Annotated in this window: 18 protein-coding genes; 9 read left to right on the forward strand and 9 right to left on the reverse strand. The window is 65.6% G+C overall.

The annotated features are described in order from the left end of the window. Positions 1-466: 466 nt before the first annotated feature. The 4 genes from AC5ZH6_RS00900 to AC5ZH6_RS00915 form a co-directional block, all read right to left on the reverse strand. Positions 467-940 (reverse strand): TY-Chap domain-containing protein, encoded by a 474-nt coding sequence (locus AC5ZH6_RS00900; RefSeq protein ID WP_496168199.1) that lies wholly within the window; start codon positions 938-940, stop codon positions 467-469. A gap of 83 nt (positions 941-1,023) precedes the next feature. Continuing rightward, entirely contained in the window at positions 1,024-2,106 is a 1,083-nt protein-coding gene (locus tag AC5ZH6_RS00905) for an HNH endonuclease (protein ID WP_496168201.1), read from the reverse strand. A gap of 72 nt (positions 2,107-2,178) precedes the next feature. Continuing rightward, positions 2,179-2,637, reverse strand: coding sequence for a PASTA domain-containing protein (locus AC5ZH6_RS00910; RefSeq protein ID WP_496168203.1), 459 nt, complete (start codon positions 2,635-2,637; stop codon positions 2,179-2,181). A gap of 444 nt (positions 2,638-3,081) precedes the next feature. Continuing rightward, positions 3,082-6,159 carry a DEAD/DEAH box helicase gene (locus AC5ZH6_RS00915; RefSeq protein ID WP_496168205.1) on the reverse strand — a complete coding sequence of 1,026 codons (3,078 nt, stop codon included), beginning with the start codon at positions 6,157-6,159 and terminating at the stop codon, positions 3,082-3,084. Between the two features lie 106 nt (positions 6,160-6,265). Between AC5ZH6_RS00915 and ggt the strand changes: the two genes are divergently transcribed. The 4 genes from ggt (at position 6,266) to AC5ZH6_RS00935 (ending at position 10,704) form a co-directional block, all read left to right on the forward strand. Further along, a complete protein-coding gene (gene ggt / locus AC5ZH6_RS00920; RefSeq protein WP_496168207.1) occupies positions 6,266-8,227 on the forward strand; it encodes a gamma-glutamyltransferase in 1,962 nt (653 codons plus the stop codon). 77 nt (positions 8,228-8,304) lie between these two features. Beyond that, on the forward strand, positions 8,305-8,454 hold the full coding sequence (locus tag AC5ZH6_RS00925; protein ID WP_496168209.1) for a hypothetical protein: 150 nt from the start codon (positions 8,305-8,307) through the stop codon (positions 8,452-8,454). Beyond that, complete coding sequence (locus AC5ZH6_RS00930) at positions 8,451-8,837, forward strand: type II toxin-antitoxin system death-on-curing family toxin (RefSeq protein ID WP_496168210.1); 387 nt, start codon at positions 8,451-8,453, stop codon at positions 8,835-8,837. The genes AC5ZH6_RS00925 and AC5ZH6_RS00930 overlap by 4 nt, the downstream gene beginning before the upstream one ends. A gap of 214 nt (positions 8,838-9,051) precedes the next feature. Next, the gene (locus tag AC5ZH6_RS00935) at positions 9,052-10,704 is read left to right on the forward strand and encodes a nuclease-related domain-containing DEAD/DEAH box helicase (RefSeq protein WP_496168211.1); all 1,653 of its coding nucleotides are present in this window, start codon (positions 9,052-9,054) and stop codon (positions 10,702-10,704) included. Positions 10,705-10,730: 26 nt separating this feature from the next. On the opposite strand, the gene AC5ZH6_RS00940 is transcribed toward AC5ZH6_RS00935, so the two are convergent. The 3 genes from AC5ZH6_RS00940 to AC5ZH6_RS00950 form a co-directional block, all read right to left on the reverse strand. Continuing rightward, the gene (locus AC5ZH6_RS00940) at positions 10,731-11,255 is read right to left on the reverse strand and encodes a hypothetical protein (protein WP_496168213.1); all 525 of its coding nucleotides are present in this window, start codon (positions 11,253-11,255) and stop codon (positions 10,731-10,733) included. A 35-nt stretch (positions 11,256-11,290) separates the two neighbouring features. Continuing rightward, the gene (locus AC5ZH6_RS00945; RefSeq protein WP_496168215.1) at positions 11,291-11,929 is read right to left on the reverse strand and encodes an HNH endonuclease; all 639 of its coding nucleotides are present in this window, start codon (positions 11,927-11,929) and stop codon (positions 11,291-11,293) included. A gap of 423 nt (positions 11,930-12,352) precedes the next feature. Continuing rightward, the gene (locus AC5ZH6_RS00950; RefSeq protein ID WP_081484693.1) at positions 12,353-12,718 is read right to left on the reverse strand and encodes a DUF3761 domain-containing protein; all 366 of its coding nucleotides are present in this window, start codon (positions 12,716-12,718) and stop codon (positions 12,353-12,355) included. 460 nt (positions 12,719-13,178) lie between these two features. On the opposite strand from AC5ZH6_RS00950, the gene AC5ZH6_RS00955 reads away from it, so the two are divergent. Continuing rightward, entirely contained in the window at positions 13,179-13,946 is a 768-nt protein-coding gene (locus AC5ZH6_RS00955) for a hypothetical protein (protein ID WP_496168216.1), read from the forward strand. 42 nt (positions 13,947-13,988) lie between these two features. On the opposite strand, the gene AC5ZH6_RS00960 is transcribed toward AC5ZH6_RS00955, so the two are convergent. Further along, a complete protein-coding gene (locus AC5ZH6_RS00960) occupies positions 13,989-14,834 on the reverse strand; it encodes a DNA-3-methyladenine glycosylase family protein (protein WP_496168218.1) in 846 nt (281 codons plus the stop codon). Positions 14,835-14,859: 25 nt separating this feature from the next. Continuing rightward, the gene (locus AC5ZH6_RS00965; protein WP_496168220.1) at positions 14,860-15,294 is read right to left on the reverse strand and encodes an SRPBCC family protein; all 435 of its coding nucleotides are present in this window, start codon (positions 15,292-15,294) and stop codon (positions 14,860-14,862) included. 175 nt (positions 15,295-15,469) lie between these two features. Between AC5ZH6_RS00965 and AC5ZH6_RS00970 the strand changes: the two genes are divergently transcribed. From AC5ZH6_RS00970 to AC5ZH6_RS00985, 4 genes are all read left to right on the forward strand, one after another. Next, a complete protein-coding gene (locus AC5ZH6_RS00970) occupies positions 15,470-15,922 on the forward strand; it encodes a YdeI/OmpD-associated family protein (protein WP_496168222.1) in 453 nt (150 codons plus the stop codon). A gap of 74 nt (positions 15,923-15,996) precedes the next feature. Next, on the forward strand, positions 15,997-17,328 hold the full coding sequence (locus tag AC5ZH6_RS00975; protein ID WP_496169163.1) for an SWIM zinc finger family protein: 1,332 nt from the start codon (positions 15,997-15,999) through the stop codon (positions 17,326-17,328). Then, positions 17,325-18,803: a DUF5691 domain-containing protein gene (locus tag AC5ZH6_RS00980; protein ID WP_496168223.1), complete on the forward strand. Its 1,479-nt coding sequence runs from the start codon at positions 17,325-17,327 to the stop codon at positions 18,801-18,803. The genes AC5ZH6_RS00975 and AC5ZH6_RS00980 overlap by 4 nt, the downstream gene beginning before the upstream one ends. After that, positions 18,800-19,891, forward strand: coding sequence for an ATP-binding protein (locus tag AC5ZH6_RS00985; protein WP_496168225.1), 1,092 nt, complete (start codon positions 18,800-18,802; stop codon positions 19,889-19,891). The genes AC5ZH6_RS00980 and AC5ZH6_RS00985 overlap by 4 nt, the downstream gene beginning before the upstream one ends. Positions 19,892-19,893: the final 2 nt, after the last annotated feature.

The raw sequence follows: 19,893 nt of genomic DNA on the forward strand, positions 1-19,893 counted from the left end.
GTAATCACGCGCATCTGGTCGCCGGTATCGCTTGAGCAGTCTCTTTTGGAATCGGTTGGACCTGTGTGGACGTGTGCTGGGACGATGAACGACAGGCGTGGCGCCGCACTGCAGCCGTCGGTTGGGTAGCGCAGCGACAGAGGGTGATACCGCCTACTGACCTGATGCGGATCGGCCTGCGCTAATGGCACGTCCATCTGGTGCGGTGGTGAGTGGAGTCCTGTTGAGTGGTGTATGACAACCGAAGCGTGATTGTTCCTGCGCGCCAGACTGTTACCTCTCCTGTGTGGAAGAGCTCAAGTGGGGGCAGGGCTTCCCCGCCGATGTGCCGGCAGGCTCCCATGTTGGTTTCGGGGGTTGCAGCGCTGAAGGAGCATTCAATGCTTTCGACATCAGCGGCGGTGGTTCGACCAACCCGGGCATCCCGGACCCGGGTGGCACCGCGTGGGGCCGCAGTGTCACGCGGTCAGTCCTCGAGGTCGGGTACCGCCCACAGATGGCGCTTGCCGGCGGCCGAGTACAGCGGCGCGTGGTCTGCGAACGGTGTTGAAGTCCTGCAGGCGTCGCGTAGCAACAGGAACGTGGGAAACGGGATCTCCCAGGTCTCGCGCAGGAGCCGGATGCAGTGGACGGCGGTCACTCCGTGCTGGCGTCGGGTGATGTCGAGGACGTGTTCACGACGGCTGGGTAGGTGCCGGAAACCGGCGCTGGTCAACGCCGCATCGTTCCGTCTGTCGTCGCCCAGCGCGTCGTCGGCAATGGTGCAGCGAATGCGTCCGGGTTTGGTGGCGCGGAAGGTGATGAGCTGCAGATGATCTGAGGCGCGGAAGGCTTCGAGGAAGTCGAATCGTCCGGGGGCGAGGTCGCCGAGTCGGCCGGCGAGATCCTCGGTGAACTCTCGCCAGGTGTCGGTGATGATCTGTTCGGGAGAGGTGGTCATGCGGCTCCATCGTCAGCGGTGAGTGTTCCCCCGCAGGTGGCGGGGCGACTTGCACAGTAGACGTGGGTACCGACAGGGTCGGGTCAGAACCGTGCGTCCGTCCACCGGAAGTCGCCGCGCTGCAGGGGTTCGATGCGTTTGGGGGCGTACCACGTCGGCGTGGTGGCGGGTTGCGTCGAGTACAGGCCGTGGGATGCGGAGACGACGCGATCGAATTGGCTTGGCCAGTGGATGGTTTCGGCGAGGGAGTCGAGGACGGCGCGACCGCGGTCGAGTGCGCGGGTGACGTGTGGCGGCGCTGGGAGGAGATCGGATTTGCTGGTGTTGCAGGATTGGCAGGCCAGCACGAGGTTGGTCAGTCCGTCGATCCCGACGCGCGACCACGGCAGTACGTGATCGACGTGGCGCCCCGCGCCCAGCCGCGTGCTGCAGTAGAAGCAGTCGTTGCCGAACTGTTCGGCGAGCACTTCGGCCGGTCGGGCGAGGGAGACGCGTTCGGTGCCGAAGAGGTGTGCGGCGATGTCGGGCTCGTCGCCGAGGACCTCACGGTTCATGCGCCGGACGTCGTCGACCCAGGCGAGTTGGAACGCAGGCTTGACCAGCGGGGCGAGGCGGGCGAGGGTGTGGCAGACACCGGGGAACAGTTCGATCTGATTGCCGTGGGCGTCGATGACGCGCGTCGAGTCGGTGCCCAACCACGAGTCGTCGTAGAGGAAGCACTCATAGGTTCCGGTGCCGACGCGCTGCAGGAGCTTCAGCGGATAGCGCACCAGGTTTTTCTTGATCGCCGACTGCGCTGCCTGGTACTCCTGTGGCACAGCCATTTTGGCGCTCTCGATCGGAATCTGACGCAGCCGCGCCGTGGCACACGCAGCACGCAGTGCAGTGAGCTGACTGAACACGACCCCACGCCCGTCGTTGGACTGGCGGAGGATCACGTGTGACTTCTCGTCCAGCGGCCGCAGTTGCGTCCAGTAGAGCGCCATCACCCGCTCGGTGAGTTCGTCGAGATCGATTGACACCGCGGCACCCGGATCGTCGGGTACCGACTCGACCGCGAGATCCAACAACGCGACCATCACCGCGAGCTTGTAGGTCGCCGTGCGATGCCCGCCCTCCAGGACCGCGACCAACTGCTGGCCGAGGGTGAGCGGATCGGTGGGCATGGGTGGAGTGTAGTGCGGATGTGGCGCTGCAGGCCGATCTCCGGGGCGAGACGAAGCTGGGCAGCTCGGTGCTCAGCAGGGATTCGGCTCGCCGATCTTGACCGCCGACAGCACGGCCTGGCCCTCGGTCACTGGGCTTCCGGCGGGAGGAGTCTGCGACACGACGATCCAGTTGCTGTCGACGAGTTGGCTTCGGCCTTCGCCGGTTGCATCCTCGCTGCGGGAGAAGAAGACTCCGGCACGCTGGATGGCGTTTTGCGCGGCCTGCAGGTTCATACAGACGACGTTCGGCATGGTTGCCGGTTCGGTCGCTGCGGTCGTGGTTGCCGCCGGCGGAACCGCGTTCTGCGTCGTGGCGACCGTGGTCGAAGGCAGGACCTCGGTGGTCGTGGTGACCGTATTCGGCGCGACAGCGGGTGTGGTCGTCGAGGTGGCGTCCGAGGTCGACGAGGTGCTGCTACACGCGGACGCGGTCAGTACGACGACTAGTACCGCCGATAGAGCTGCCACACAACGAGATACCGTCTTCATCGTCACCGATCGTCCTGAAGTCTTCACGCCCACGATGGGGTGCATCGCCAGAACGGTACGCACTCATTGCGTCCGAAGAGTCCGATTTCGCGGGAGGTTCCTCCGGGTGGTGGACAGCAGCTGGTCCGTAGTCACCGAAGCCGCTCGGCCACATCACCAATCCGGGCACCGTCCGCACCATCTATGACCCCGCGGCCGGTACCGAAGGAGTGCTCTCCATCGCATGTGACCACGTCTTGGCGATGAAACAAGGCTCGGCCCTTGCTCAACGGGCATGAGATCAACGTCTGCTTCTACGCCGTAGGCAAGTCCGACATAATCATCAGAAGGTCAGAAGGTAGGTAACATCTACTTCAACTGACACCCTCACCGACGACAACTTCCGGGGCCGCCACTTCGACTACCTACTGCCCAACCCACCCTTCGGCGTCGACCGGTCAAGAGTCAACTCGCCACCACCGACCCGCTCTCAAACACGTCCACCGGCATCGACCGACGCAGCCTCCACGTGATCGCGATCGGCCGTTCGCCTTGGTGGCTCACGTAGTCGACCGGACCGAGGAAGATGAATGGCGCTGCTCCAAAGTCTCCGTTGGGTCGGTCGCGGACGAACAACAGAACGACGCAACCATTGGTGCGCTGCTGCACGAACCGTCGACCCATATCGGAGTCGATTGCGGTGTTGTTGGGTGATTCCCAGTGGAATTCGGTGCGTGAGATTGGATAGTCGCGGTACATCGTGCTGGGGCTGAACTCGCGCTCGTCTTTGTGGAGGTTGACGAACAGCGCACAGGTCTTCCCGCTCCAGGTCACACCGCCCGCCTGTCCGCGCGCCTTTCGGTGAAGGTTGGCGAAGCCGATGGCGGCCAGCACTTCCTCGCGGCGGTACTGGGCGTGTGTGAGCAACGGAAGTTCCGGGTCGATGTCGTCGGCTGCGCGCGGGACGTGGCGGATGCTGTGGGTGGACACCTCGAGCACCTGCTGAATCTCTGTGCAGATCGCCGGATGGGTACGCAGATACTCAAACCCTTGCTCGTAGCCTGCGAATCCACCGAGATCAGACCACAGCGTGAAGAAGAGCATGCGAGCCAGCGTCTGTTCGCGGTGGTTCAGGTCGTCGTAGCTCGGTCCGTCGACAGCTGCGAGTCGACGGTAAACCGTCGCGCGTTCAAGGTCGTCGACGTGGGCGAGCGCTCGCACACGCTTGAGCAGCGCGTCCTCTCCCGGTCCTGGGGCCGGTGTATCCAAGTGGGCGTCGCGAAGAAGAGGCGTCCATGCACGGGTGCCACTACCGGAATAGATGTCGGCGAGGTCGCTACCTGTGGCGTGCAGGTAGTCACCGAGGATGGCAGCGTTGACTTCGCGCACCGACGCAACGAGAGCAGACCGCCTGTTCTTTGGTAGCGCGTGTTTTACCGAGTCGAGCACGATGTCTTGAGACTGACGATCCAACACGAGTCTGCTTGCGCCGGGTAGGAATGGGAAGCCGTCACCGATCTCATCGACGAGGTGTTGGCCGCGGACGCCGGTGAGAGCGGTGAAGCGTGGAGCGAAGTTGAACTCCGCGCGTTGATGGCCGATGAAGTCGAGCACCGTCAAGACGGCTTTGCCTGCGCTGCGTCGCAATCCTCGGCCGAGCTGTTGAAGGAACACTGTCGCACTCTGCGTCGGGCGCAGCATAAGGAGCGTGTCGACGTCGGGAATGTCGATGCCCTCGTTGAAGATGTCGACTGCGAACAGGCAATGGATCGATCCATGCCGAAGGTCGGCAAAAGCTTGCGCGCGTTCGGCACTCGGTGTGTTGGCCGAGATGGCGGCTGACGGGATGCCCTGCCATGAGAACTCGCGGGCCATATAGACGGCGTGCGTGATGGATACGCAGAATCCGAGGGCGCGCATGGTGAGCGGGTCGGTGACGTAGTCACGAACCGCGTGCAAGATGAGGCGGGTGCGAGCGTCGTTGCCGGTGTAGACGTTCTCGAGGTCGTTCTGGTTGTAGTCGCCACGTGACCAGGTCACATTTCGTAGGTCGGTGTTGTCGGCGACGCCGAAGTAGTGGAACGGGCACAGGAGGTCCTGCTCGAGGGCGTCCCATAGTCGCAACTCGTAGGTGGGCCGTCCGCCGAACCAGCGCAGAATATCGAGCATGTCTGTGCGTTCTGGAGTAGCAGTGAGACCCAGTAGCTCTCGGGGTTGGATGCGATCCAAGAGCCGTGTGTACGTCGCCGCTGCGGCGTGATGGAACTCGTCGACGACAACCACGTTGAAAGCGGTTGGATCGATGTCGGCGGCACCGCGCCCACTCAAGGACTGGATACTGGCGAACACGTGCCGCCACTCGGTAGGACGGTGACCGTCAACAAAGAGCTCACCGAAACTACCGTCGCCCAGGACTTCCCGGTACTTGCGCATGGACTGTTCGAGGATCTCCTTGCGATGCGCGACAAAGAGCAGACTCGGTGACGATTTAGACTCTTGGCAGAGACGTCGGTAGTCCAATGCCGCGACAACGGTCTTGCCGGTTCCAGTCGCCGCGACGACAAGATTGCGGTGCTGGCCGTGCACCTCTCGCGCTACCGAGAGTGCTTCGAGGATTCGCTCCTGATGGGGATAGGGCGCGACGTCCAACCCGGACACGGTAATGGTCTCGCGTCCCGAGCCAGATCCGCCGGCCTCGGCCAAGGCTGTATCCAGTTGGTGCGCATCGGTTGCCGGGTCATAGGGTTTGAATGCCGGGTCATTCCAGTACGTGTCGAATGTCGCTTCGAACTTACGTACCAGCGTTGGCGTGCTCACACCGGAGATGCGGACGTTCCATTCGAGGCCGTCGACCAACGCTGAGCGCGACAGGTTGGAACTGCCCACATACCCGGTGTCGAAACCTGAGTTTCGTCGGAACAACCAGGCTTTCGCATGCAGCCGGGTGGACGCGGTCTCGTAGCGGATGCGTACATCGGCCTCGTACTTTGTCACCAGATCGTCGATGGCGCGCCGTTCGGTGGCGCCCCGGTAGGTCGTCGTGATCACACGCAGAGGGACGCCACGTTCTCTCAGCGCCCGAAGCTCACGGCCGATGACCGCGATGCCGGCGAAACGGATGAACGCACAGAGGAGGTCGACCCGATCAGCGCTCGCGAGCTCGAGAGCGATCTCGCTGGCCATGTTGGGCTCATCGCGAGTGTTCGTCAAAAGTGTGACTTCGGAGATCGGTGTTGCCGGGCGACGCGGAGCTGGACGAGTCGACTCATGAAGCGAGGTGAGAAGGTCGCGGCGCGACACCGTGTCCACGCCACCATCGATCAACTGCGTGATGATCGCGTTGGCGGCGTCGCGCCGATCGTTCTTGTCGGCGAGACGAAGGTGTCGCTCGACGACGGCAGCGATGTGCCGTGCGTAGACGTGCGGTTCGTCGTCCGGTGTGATGCGGGAGAACTCTGCGGCCAGAGCGGACTCGGCAAGCCTGTGGTCCAGGGTCTCCGTCACGACAGACTCGTAAATGCCAGGAACGAGCGGATCGGTCACGATTGGGAGTAGATCACGAGTGGCCGACACCTATAGGCACAACTCGCCCTTGCTGCGTTTGTCGACTGCAGCCGTACAACCAGGCCACGGTCTAGGGTTGACACGCATGCGCCGTCCACCTCGCACCACCCACCTGCTGCGGGCCGCTGCTCTCGTCGTCGCCCCCGCACTCATCTTCGCTGCCTGTTCGACCGACAACTCGGACTCGGCCGCGACGCCCGTCACCTGCGGCGAGATCGCCACCGGCACACAACTCGATGCCAGCGGTTCTCCGCAGCCGTCGGCTGACATCTCCACCCGCCCCGAGACCGCCACCGGCTACCGCATCGGCATGCAGCCCGTGGAGACCGACTCCTACGCTGCTGCGACCGCCAATCCGCTCGCCACCCAGGCGGCCTGTGATGTGCTGCGTGATGGCGGTACCGCCGCCGATGCGCTGGTTGCCGCGCAGACGGTCCTTGGACTGGTCGAGCCACAGTCGTCGGGCGTTGGTGGGGGAGCGTTCGCGCTCTACTACGACGCGGCCAGTCATTCCGTCAGTGCCTTCGACGGCCGTGAGACCGCGCCTGCCGCGGCCACCGAGGATTACCTGCGCTACATCAGTCCCACCGATCAGCGGGCGCCGCAGCCGAACGCGCGGGCATCGGGTCGCTCCATCGGAGTGCCCGGCGCCGTCCGAATGCTTGAGCTGATGCACAACCAGTACGGTCGGACCTCGTGGAAGTCGCTGTTCGATCCGGCGATACAGCTGTCGGACAACGGCTTCGACATCTCACCCCGCCTGGCCGCGGCGATCGCCGACTCGGCGAAGCAACTCTCCGTCGACGACGAGGCACGCAGCTACTTCCTCAACCCCGACGGCACACCCAAGACGACCGGGACCCGTCTGACCAATCCGGCCTACGCCAAGACCCTCGGTGCGCTCGCCACCGACGGCGCGCAAGCGCTCTACACCGGACCGATCGCGCAGGCCATCGTCGAGAAGGCCGGATCGGCGGCCGCCGGCATGACGCTCAGCCTGATGACCACCGCCGACCTCGCCAATTACCAAGCCAAGCGCCGCGACCCGGTCTCCACCAACTACCGCGGCTACCGCATCGTCGCAATGCCCGGCCCCTCGTCGGGCGGCATCACCGTCGCCTCCACCATGGGCATCCTGTCGAACTTCGACCTGCCGGCCATGGGACCCACCGACGTAAACCGCGACGGTGGGCGACCAAACCCGGTAGCCGTGCACCTGGTGAACGAGGCCGAACGCCTCGCCTACGCCGACCGTGACAAGTACGTCGCCGACCCCGACTTCATCCCGCTGCCCGGCCGCGGCGTGGCCACCATGCTCGACCCGGCCTATCTCAAACAGCGTGCCGCACTGATCCGCCCGACCACCTCGCTGGGCGAGGCCCAGCCCGGAAACCTGGGCGACGTCCCGCTCGGTTCCTATCCTGGCACCGAGCACGGCACCAGCCACATCACCGTCGCCGACCGCTACGGCAACGCCGCCACGATGACCACCACCGTCGAGTCGGCGTTCGGCAGCTTCCACATGGTCGACGGGTTCATCCTCAACAACCAGCTCACGGACTTCTCCGCCGAACCCCGCGACGCCTCCGGTGCGCTGCTGGCCAACCGGGTGTCGCCGGGCAAGCGCCCGCGCTCGTCGATGGCGCCGACGATCGTGATGAGACCCGGCACCAATGGCGCCCCGGACACTCTCGTCGGTGCACTCGGTTCGCCCGGCGGATCGGTGATCATCCAGTTCGTCGTGAAAACGCTTGTCGGCATGCTCGATTGGAACCTCAACCCGCAGCAGGCGGTGTCGATGATCGACTTCGGCTCGGCCAACACGCCGGTGTCGAACGTCGGTGGTGAGCATCCGTTGGTCAACACCGCCGACGACGGCGCAAACGATCCACTCGTCGCGGGGTTGCGGCAACGCGGTGAGCAGGTGTCGGTGGCCGATCAGTCCAGCGGACTAAGCGCCCTGTGGCGATCGGGAGGCGGATGGATCGGCGGAGCCGACCCTCGACGTGAGGGAGCGGTGATGGGGGATGGGGCGCAGGTGAAGTAGCACCGACGAAAATCGATGGCCCGCAACATCGGGCCGCCGATACGATCGCTCCTCACCGACAGGAAGGGGTGATCACGATGACCGAACGCCCACACGAGGGACACGACGACGAGTCGCGGGACCCCGCGATCGCTGGCATGACCGAGGAACAACGCCGTGCACGCATCCTCGAGCTGTCCCGTGAAATCGCCGACTGGTCGGCCGAACTCAACCGGCGGCTGGCATGAGTGTCGTCTATCTGCGCGGCGAGGAGATCCTCGTCGCCGGCGCCATCGCGTGCGGCTTCACCACGCACGCTCGTGAGCGCGACCAATTCGAGGCGAATGTCGCGCGTCCACAGACCTCGGCATTCGGAGCGGACGCCTACGTGGGTGTGTGGTCCAAGGCGGCCGCGCTGCTGCACTCGTTTGCCACCACTCAGTGCCTCGTCGACGGCAACAAGCGAACCGCGTGGGCTTCGGCTTGGCTTATGCTGCGTGCCAACGAGATTGTCGGCCCGCTGAATACACCCTTGTACGACGACGGTGCGGAGCGGTTCATCGAGGATGTGTCTGCCGGTGGGGTGGGACTCGACGAGGTGGTTACGCGGTTACGGGACTTCGCCGCGTGAGCGATCGTATGAGCGCCTCGGTCTCAGTCGCGTGGCCTGACACGTGTCGCGACCGTTGACGCAGCGACGATCTCGGCGCGACCTGTCCGAAGGGCGGCACGTGTCCTCTGTTTCCGGCTTTCGTTGTCCTTCGCTCAGATTCACGAAGCGTGCTGTGCCCATGGGTGTCTGTTCGATCTGACAGAGTGCAGGGTGAGCCCGAACGGAGGTCGCTGTGCCCCAGATGTTCCCCGAGTCCCCTCGGTTCGCCACGCCCACCGAGCGATCGGTGTGGTTCGCGCTGCGTGACCAGCTGGCCGACGACGATCTGGTGATCCACGGTCAGCGGGTGACCGATCACGAGAAGGACCACGAGGCCGACTTCGTGGTCGCGATCGCCGGCGCGGGCATCGTGTGCGTCGAGGTCAAGGGTGGTGAGGTCTGGCATGACGGTGACGGCTGGCTGCAGTCGCGGCCGGGGAACCGGCCGAAGCGGATCGACCCCGTTGCCCAAGCACGTGGCGCCTGTTACGCGTTGCGGTCCTACGTCGAGACTCACCCGGCGTGGACGCGCGGGCGCCTGCGGTGGGATCACGTCGTGGTGCTACCGCAGTCGCTGATCGACGTCGACTTCGCGTTGCCGGACTGCCCGCGATGGAAGGTCGTCGATCGTAACCAGCTCGATCACCTCGTCCCACTCATCCGTCGGGTCCTCCTCGACAAGGAGCAGGACCTGCCAGCTCTCGATGCCTCCGCGATCGAGCAACTCGTCACCACACTGAGGGGGCGCGGACTGCCTCAACGCGATGTCGTTGCCCGATCACTCGAGAACGAGGAAGCCGCCGACGCGCTGACCGAGCAACAGTCGGTGCTACTGAACGCCATCGCACTGCTGCACCGTGTGGAGGTGCGCGGCGGGGCCGGCAGTGGCAAGACCTTCCTCGCCGTCGAGCAGGCCCGGCGACTGACCAAGGCCGGCCAACGGGTGGCGCTGCTCTGCTATTCGCACGGTCTCGCCTCGTATCTGACCCGTCTGGTGGCCGGCTGGAAGTACACCGAACGACCCGCATACGTGGGCGAATTCCATCAGCTGGGCATCGAGTGGGGAGCGGCAACGGGACCTGACGAGTCGGTCGTCAGCGATGCCGCACAGCACTTCTGGGAGCACGAGCTGCCGAATGAGATGACTGATCTTGCCGAGGCGCTGGAACCCGGACATCGCTTCGACGCCATCGTCATCGACGAGGCGCAAGACTTCGCCGACGAATGGTGGCGGCCGATCCTGGCGTGTCTGCGAGACCCCGACGACAGTGGCATTTATGTGTTCAGCGATGAGGCGCAGCGCGTGTTCGATCGGCACGGGGCGCCGCCGGTGTCCCTGGTTCCGCTCCTCCTGGATCAGAACCTGCGGAACACCCGCCAGATCGCGTCGGCCTTCAGCCCGCTTGTCGGACAACGCATGCAGCTGCGGGGAGGAGAAGGGCCCGATGTGCGCTTCGTGGCGTGCACACCGGACGAGGCGCTCGGCTGTGCCGACGATCAAGTCGACCTGCTACTCGACGACGGCTGGCGTTTCCAGGACATCGCTCTGCTCACAACCGGTAGCCGACACAATGAGCAGATCGCGCGGCAACAGCAAGGGCCACAGGCCTATTGGGACACGTTTTGGGACGACGACCAAGTCTTCTACGGCCACGTCCTCGGGTTCAAAGGCTTGGAGCGGCGCGTCGTCGTTCTCGCACTGAACGAGTCCGCGCCTCGGGACCGATCCAAAGAACGTCTATACGTGGGACTTTCGCGGGCTCGTGATCAGCTGGTGGTGTGCGGCGATCCGGATTTCGTGTGCAGCGTCGGTGGAGCTGATGTGGCGCGCCGGTTGGGTATCTGAAGGATGTCGCCGATGGTGTCGTGTGATCAGATGTGGACGTAGAGCTTTCGAGGTCGACCGCCCAGGCGTGAGAGGATCTCGCGTTCAACCTCGTCAATCATTGGGAAGGCGTTGATGAACGACACCGATCCGTAGTTTCCATATCCGGCGAATACATGTGGCCAGTTGCCCAATAGGTCGGCATGTGCGCAGTTCGCGCACGTTACTCGGGGTTCCGTCTGGGATTCGAGCCATTCGACCATGAGATCGCCGATCTCCGAATCGGGTAGTTGCGTGCCGCACCTCGGACACGGCGGGTCCTCAAACCCGTCCATATTGCACGAGATCTGCCAGCCCTTGTCGACCCGAACCCCGAACAACCACCCCGCGCCTCCGGCAACGACTTCCGGTGGGATCCATGCCGGGTGAAAGGCGTGGGCGAAGCGACGGCCCTCGCGATACTGCCCCAGGAAGCTATCTGGTTTTTCGGCCGGTGCGATGATCTCGATGTCGAGGAGCCAGTCGATGATCGTATCGACCCGACGCGCGGCTTCGGCCTCGTCGGCGTCCAAGCTCGTGTACACCACCATGTTGTCCGACATAGCTGTCAGACGGTACGCGGTGGGAGGTCGCCCTCGGTCATCTCGCTTCGTACGGCCATCGTTGCGCGCAGCCACCGTCCGACGTAGTTGTGCGTGGCGACCTTGAGGTGGCTCGCAGCATGTTCGACGAACCAGCCACTTAATCCGTCCCAGCGTCGATGGTCGCCGGGCGCGACGATGCTCCAGCCGAGCTCGTCGAGGGTCCAGTGCGCCTTGGCGGAGTTGCGGAGCATTGAGGTGCTCACCCAGTTCGTCTCGTCGTCAGTACCGCCGCGGGTCACTGGCACAACATGGTCGATGGATGGAAACAACTCCCAAAACGCGAAGTGGGTACCGGCCATCTGCCAGTTCGGGTGGGCCGGGAAGTCATCGGGAAAGATCAGCGAAAGTGCCCTCAGAACAACGGGATTGACCAGACGAGTGCCCGAGTATCGATCGATGAATCCGTCGCGGTAGAACACGCGCAGGCACTGACGTTCGGTGTATCGGCGGGCGACCTTGGCTTGAGGTGCAAACGGGTACCCCGAGCGAAGCGTCTCGCGGGCATTAGTGGTGTCGCCCGCAGCCAACCGGGCGCAGACGTGTGCGAGGACCTCCGCCTTGTCGTTCCGCGCTACCAAGGAGTCCGGGTCATCCACCGACACATGTTCGAGTCTATGACCAGGCGACTCGATCAGGGATGTGTTCGGGCTCCAAGAGGCCGGAGGGGGATGAGCTGACTCAACCCAACACGCCGAACTCTGCAAAGAGCGCCTTTGCCAATCCCCGCTGCCCGCCCGTCTTACTCGTCGCATTCAGCGCCGATCCCAGAGGGATCCCGCCGATCCTCGATGCTGACGGCGATCACTGCAACGACGATCACTGCGAGCAGGCAGAGCGTGGCAACCATGGGTGTAGTAGATCACGAGGATCGGACAATTCGGACTCGGTTCTTCCGGTACCGCACCGAGCCGCGCGTCGGCGATTAACCGGACGGGCAGGGTGTCGGACCTGCCCGATGCTCATGCGCTGGCGCTGGCGCGGTTCAGCTTCCGAATCGAGCGATTAGCGCCGGCCGCGACCTGAATCTAACTGCTACCAAACAGCGCGCCGAGGCTGCCGTTTCCTTCTCCAGTGTTCGCGGGCCCGGCGATGCCCCCGTGCCGAGAGCACGCTCCCTGCCGATGCTGCGCGTGGCTGTAGGTGCCGTCCTTGCATCGGAAGGTCGCACCACCGGAGTTGCCGTCCGGAACGTGCACACATCGGCCATTGGAGTTGCGGTAGTAGCCAGATTTGCAGCTCGTGGCCTTGGCCTGGCTGGCGCCAGGAAGCGTCTGGGCATGGGCTGCGCCGAGATCACTGACCAGTGCGGGGCCGGCCAAGACGCCAAGGGTGAGGGCGATGGCTGCTGTCGCGCCCGCGAGAGCACGTCGAATGCTGTTCCTGTTCTGCACCGATCAGGTGTATCAGTCTTCACGCCCAAGGCTGGTATTTCTGAACCAGATTCCACTGCTCGAGGGACACTCGACGACGAGCTTGGATAGCTGGCATCGGCAAGATTTCGGGAAGTGAGGATGGGTTATCAAAGAGCCGCTGCATTGTGCATACTCCGGTATGCAGACGGTTGGCGGGAACGCGGAACTGCCGCCGCATCGTTCAGCGAGAAGTTCTGTGTGCCTGACGATTCAAAGATCGACGATCATGTGCCGAAATTCGCAAAGCGCCTGTTGAGCCGAAATGAGTGCGTGCCCGCGACCTCGAAGACCACTTGGCTGGACGCAAGAAAATGACCGGCTATTGGCACGAAACGGAGATAACCGGCGTCGCGTGCGCCCGGACCTGCGTTTGGCGTCGATCGGCGCAAGCACCTGCACCTCCGACCCGACGGCCCGCTGGTTTAGTCTTTCTACAGAAATGCCGAGCCCGCGCGGTCCAGGTGGTGAACTCGGTGTGGCGACGACGTCTCGATCGGCGGCGTCGCTGCTCATCGAAGGCGAAGGGAACGTCATGACCGGCCCGCAGAATCCGTGGAACGACCCGAATCAGGGCCCGTCACAGTTCGACCAGCCGACGCAGCTGGGTCAGCCGGTGCAGCAACCCGGGTACTCCCAGCAGCCTGGATATTCGCAGCCGCCGGGCTATCAGCAACCCGGATACCCCGAGCAGGGATATGCGCAGCAGGGTTATCCGCAACAGGGATATCCCGGATACGCGCAACCCGGTTACCAGCAGCCCGGGTATCCGCAACCCGGCCAGGGCGGTCCGGGCTTTCCGCCGCCGAAGAAGCGGCCGGTGTGGCCGTGGATTCTCGGTGGCGGAGTCATCCTCCTCATCATCGTTGTGGTGGTGGCGGTCGTCGCGCTGGTCGGCTTCGGCAAGAGTGTCGAGAACAAGGTCAATGGGCCGGTGACGGTGACCTACCAGGTCACCGGCGACGGGTCGAGCGCCTTCATCGCGTACATGACATCGGGTGGCACGGTTTCCGAGGCGCAGAGTGAGTCGGTGCCGTGGACGATGGACGTCTCGTTCGCCGGCTCGCTCAAACCCGTGAGCCTCGCCGCCAGCAACGGCGTCGACGACTCGGGAAGCATCACCTGCACCATCAAAGAAGGCAGCAAAGTGATTGCCACCGACACGAAGTCGGGCGAGGGCGCCGTCGCCGCATGTGGCGGCACCACCTAAACCGCATCAGGGTGACGTTGTGCCCGCAATCCGGGCACAACATCACCCGGAACGCCCGCCTTCGGCCCGCGCCCGCAGATACACCGACGCCCACGTCCGAAAAGGCTTCCACGCGTTCGCAATTTCGGCGAGCACGGCGTCGGCCCCGTACAACTGCGCCACCTCGGCGGTGAGGCGGCGTTCGTTGGCGGGCGCGCAGTCGGGGGCATTGGCGCCGCGCAGCACGATCAGTTCGGCGGCGAACGGCCCGATGCCCTTGATGTGTTGCACCTCGGTGATCGCGTCCTGCGGGTCCATCGCCCGCAGCGCGGCGGTGTCGAGTGCACCCTGCTCGGCGGCGTCGGCGGCAGCATGGAGGTATTCGAGTTTGCGGCCGGGGAGGTCGATGTCGAGGTCGGCGAGTCGAGCCGGCGCAGGAAAGGCTCCGTCGTCACCGAAGCGGTCGGTGATGGCGGCACGGGTCGCCGCGGCTTGGGCGATGCGCACCCGTTGCGAGAGCACCGCCCATGTGGCGGCCTCGTAGGCGGAGTGAAAACCGCAGGGCCGCAACCCCGGAAGTGCTTGCTGTGCGCGTCCGATCACCGGGTCGCGCTCGCCGACGGCGGGCCACGCGCGGGCGTCGACGTCGAGGGCGAGGAAGCGTGCGGTCTGCTCGGCGGCCGCGTCGAGATCGCCGTCGCCGCTCACCTCGAATTCCGCGTTCTGCCCACGCTGGGTCACGGTGACCCGTGCGGCCGACCAGTCGGCGTCGACCCGGAACACCGTCGACAACCGTCCCGGCTCCTGCGTGCCGCGCAACGCGGAGGGGGTGAATCCTTCCCAGAACTCACGGCTGGTGTCCAGCGACCATGGCCCGAGCACTTCGCGGGTGATCGTCAGCGTGCTCATGGCACCTCCGTCGTCGGCGAATTGTTCAGTGCGACTCCACTGTTCGCGCGAGAATCCCCAACGTGGCGCGCAGACCGGCCTCGGGGATGATCGGGAACCGGCCCTTGATGTCCTCGTTGGTCACGCGACTCCAGTCGTAGTACGTGGTCACCCGCGTGCCGTCGTCGGTGGCCTCCAGGCGATAGCCGTAACGGTGATCCAGCGGCGGGCGGACGGTGCCGGCGATCGTCCACTCGATCCACCGGTCCTGCTCGAAGCCGGTGATGATCACCCGCACGTCGTACTTGCCCATCGGTAGATCGTTGAGCGACTCCCGATCCATGTGCACGACGAACTCGTCGCCCACCGCCGACACCGGCGAGCCCTCGGCGCTCTGCAGCATCCCCGAACTGTCGATGGTGACGTGTCCGTCGGGCGAGGTGAGGATGGAAAAGATGGCTGCCGGATCGGCCTGGATCACGCGGCGATCTCGAACTGCTCGGACATGTGGTGCGCTCCCTGCGATCGACGACGTGGTAGGCCCAGGCTATGCCCACGCGCCGGACGCCGGTCGACATCTCTGTCATCATGGGTCCGGCGCCGAGGAACTCGGTATCGACGTCCGGTAACCCACCGGCGATCGAGGAGGATCGATCATGGCACAAACGCTCACGCTTACAACGGTATTGGAGCCGCGAGGCCCGGCTGCTGCGGTGATCCTCACCGACGAGCAGGTCGCCGAACTCGGGGCGGGTAAGAAGGCCTTCCCGGTGACTGTGCGGATCGGCGACGCGACGCTCGGCGCACGCCTGGCACGCATGGGCGGGGAGAACCTCATCGGATTCAGCAAGGCCGCCCGCACCACTCTCGGGGTGGCCATCGGCGACACCGTCGACATCACGATCGCCGTCGATGACGCGCCGCGCGAGGTGGAGATCCCGCCGGCGCTCGCCGAGGCGCTCGACGCCGATCCCGTCGCGAAAACCGCATTCGACGCGCTGGCCTACAGCCTCCGCAAGGAGCACGCACGCTCGGTCGCCGACGCGAAGAAGGACGAGACCCGTGCGCGTCGGGTGGCCGCAGTGCTCTCGGCGTTGGCCGAGAAGTGACGACGGTCGCCCACCCGGATGACACTGACCACCACCGATGGTGCACGTCAGTGCACTGTGGTTGATTGACTGCCATGGGTGGGCGATGGTCGGCGGATCAGGTGTTGGCGCTCGCACCCGACGCGTCGTCGGTCAAGGCCGGCCAGAAACTCGCCACCCCCACCCCGTGGACGGGCACCGGCGCCACCGACACCCTGGTCTGGGGCCTGTGCAAGGGCAGCGGAAAGACGCCATACCAAACGATCGTCGACATCGGCGCGCCCGCCTACAAATGCTCCTGTCCGTCACGCAAATTCCCGTGCAAACACGCACTCGGACTGCTGTTGCTGTGGTCGCAGAACGAGGTCCCCGACGCCGCCGAACCCGCCGACTACGCCGCGGCATGGCAGGCCGGACGCGCCGATCGCGCGACCAAGAAATCCGCCGAACCGTCCGCGCCGAAAGATCCCGACCGCGCCGCCAAGACCGCCGCACAGCGCGTCGAACGGGTCCGCTCCGGCATCGACGAATTACAGCTGTGGCTGACCGATCAAGTCGGCAACGGCCTCGCCGGCGCAGAGGTCGACGCCTACCGACGATTCGACGCCGTCGCCGCACGGCTCGTCGACGCCCAGGCACCCGGACTGGCCACCCGCGTCCGACGCCTGCCCGCGCTGTTCTCCGGCGTCGATTCCGCCGCGGTCGACTGGCCCGCCCGCCTCCTCGAAGAGCTGGGCCGCCTGTGGTCGTTGAGCGTCGCCCACCAACGCCTCGACGAACTCCCCGCCGATCTCGCGGCCACCGTCCGCCGACACGTCGGCTACCCGACAGCCAAAGCCGACGTACTCGCCTCCGACGGGATCGCCGACACCTGGCTGTGCGTCGGCCGCCGCGACACCGACGAAGATGGCCTGCTGAGCCGACGCACCTGGCTGTGGGGCGCCACCGCGCGCCGCTACGGCATGGTGCTCGACTACGCGCCCACCGGCGCGACCCTGCCACTGCGACCGGTCACCGGCGAGGCGATCGCCACCACCATGCACTTCTATCCGGGCACACCACGCCTGCGGTGCGTCTACGACGACACCACACCACCTTCGGATGCACCCGCCGCCGACCCCGTCGGCACACTGGAGCCGATGACCCTCACCGCCGCCCGACACGTCCGCGCCCGCGCGATCGCCGACGACCCGTGGGCACAGACCTGGCCGGTCCTTGTCTCCGGCCGGCTCGGCCGCACCGACGACGCGACACCCGCGCTCATCGACGTCGACGCCACCGCGGCCCCGCTCACCGGCCTCGCCGATCGGTGGCCGCTGCTGCTCGCGCTCACCGGCGGCGTACACGTCGCGGTGTTCGGTGACCTCGGCCCGCACGGACTCGACGCGGCGTCGGTGCTGGTGGACGGCACGGTGATCGGACTGTGAGCACCTGGGACGAGGTGGTGTCGGCGGCGCTGGTGGGCGTACGCACCCGACCGATCGGCGTCGACGGCGCCGACCCGCTCATCGGCGCGCACCTCACCGCCGAGATCGCCGACCCGGCGGTGCTCAGTCTGCAGGTGGCCGCACTGACCGCCGCAGCGCGTAACGCCAGCGGATGCGAGACCACCAGCGCCACAGCCATTCCCAAGGAACCCGACGATCCGCGCCCTCCGATGTCGGCACTGGCCGCCGCGTACGCCGAACGTGCACTCACGCTGTCACCGGGGATGGCGCAGTGGTGCCTGCACCGGCTCGCGGCATCGGGCCTGCGCCCACCGCCGTCGATGCTGCCCGACCTGCTGCGACGCACCGCACGATCCGCTGACGTCCGCCCGGCGATCACCGTGATCGTCGGCCCCCGCGGCCGGTGGCTCGCCCGTCACGCGCCCGAGCTGAAAGCGGTTCTCGACGACACCGCAACCCTCACCGTCGCAGACGATCTCGACGATTCAGACTGGACTCACGGCGAGCTCGCCGACCGTGCGGCTCACCTCACCGCACTGCGCGAGCGTGACCCCGACGCAGCCCGAGAACTCCTCGCGTCCGGCTGGGCGACGGAGAGCGGACCGGACCGGGAACTGTTGCTGCCCATCCTCTCTCGTCGGTTGTCGGCCACCGACGAGGACTTCCTCGAACGCGCTCTTGACGACCGTCGTGCCAAGGTGCGTGCCAGTGCCGCGGAGATCCTCGACCACCTCGACGGGTCGGCGCATCGGCAACGCCTGATCGCCGCGGCGAGTGCCCTCCTCGAACTCGGCAGCCAACGACGAGGGCTCGTTCGCCGCCACATCGTGCGCGTCACCCTGCCCACCGCACCCGATCCCGCGCTGGCCCGCGACGGGATCTCCCTGACCGCGCCCCGCGGTATCGGAGTCGGCAGACATGTCCTGACGCAACTCGTCTCGAGAATCCCGCCGCGATCGTGGGAGGAGTACTTCGAGCTGTCACCCGACGAGATCGTCGCCGCGATCGACGCCGACGAGATCGGGCTGATTCACGGGCTGTGCACGGCAGCCATCGCATTCTCCGATTCCCGCTGGGCCACCGCGCTTCTCGCGCAACGCGAAGCGCTGCCGATGGTGGTGTCGATTGCCGAACGGCAGGTCGTCGTCGACACATTCGCGGCGCTGACGATGGAGCGGCAGCTCGTCGCCCTCGGTTCTCTGCCCTTGCCGTGGCCGGAAGCGCTGGCGCGCAGCGCATTCACCGCTGTCCTGAAGATGGTGGTGAGCCAGAAGTTCATTCCGCGCGGCACCGCCACCTGGTTCGACATGATGGCAACCGGACTCCCCGCCACCGATACCTGGCGGGCGACGGTCGACACCGCGCGGGAGACGTATCCGGTCGTCACCACCCAACTTGCCACGCTCGCCGAGGCGTTACGCATCCGATCCGTCCTAGACAGGGAGCTTGAGTGACCACCGACAACGAACTCCTCCGCCCACATGCCGAGCAGATCTACGCCGCGGAGCTGGAAGCGTTGGCCCGCACCGATACCGCCGCCCGCCCGGCCAGCTGGCTGCTGTCGCCGTCGGCGGTCGTCACCTACCTGCTCGGCGGCGCCCTCGACGACGGCACCGTCATCACCCCGAAGTACATCGGGCCCCGTCGCATCATGGAAGTGGCGGTGGCGACCCTGGCCACCGACCGCGCCCTGCTGCTCCTCGGCGTGCCCGGCACCGCCAAAACCTGGGTGTCCGAACATCTCTCCGCGGCCATCAGCGGAACCTCGACACTGCTCGTGCAAGGCACCGCAGGCACACCGGAGGAAGCGATCCGCTACGGCTGGAACTACGCCCGGCTCATCGCCGAAGGACCGTCGACCGAGGCGCTGGTGCCCTCACCGATCATGATCGCCATGCAGCAGGGCAAGATCGCGCGCCTCGAAGAACTCACCCGCATCCCCTCCGACGTGCAGGACGCACTCATCACCATCCTGTCGGAGAAGACGCTCCCGATTCCCGAACTCGGCATGGAAGTGCAGGCCACCAAGGGATTCAGCGTCATCGCCACCGCCAACGACCGCGACCGCGGCGTCAACGACCTCTCCTCGGCGCTCCGCCGACGCTTCAACACCGTAGTCCTGCCGCTGCCCGCCAGCGCCGACGAAGAAGTCTCGATCGTCACTCAACGCGTTGCCGCACTGGGTAAAACACTGGAACTACCCGACCTGCCCACCGCCGCCGACGAGATCCGCCGCGTGGTGACCGTCTTCCGTGAACTGCGGTCCGGGGTCACCGAGGACGGCCGCGCCAAGGTCAAAACACCCAGCGGTACCCTCTCGACCGCGGAGGCCATCTCGGTGATCACCCACGGCATCGCCATGTCGGCGCATTTCGGCGACGGTGTGCTGCGCCCCGCCGACGTCGCTGCCGGAATCCAGGGCGCGGTCATCAAGGACCCGTCCGCCGACGCCGTCGTCTGGACCGAATACCTGGAAAGCGTTGTGCGCGAACGCGACGATTGGGCCGACTTCTACCGTGCCGCCCGATCGGCACTGAGCTGAGC

This window comes from Gordonia sp. YC-XJ4, from assembly GCF_059511865.1.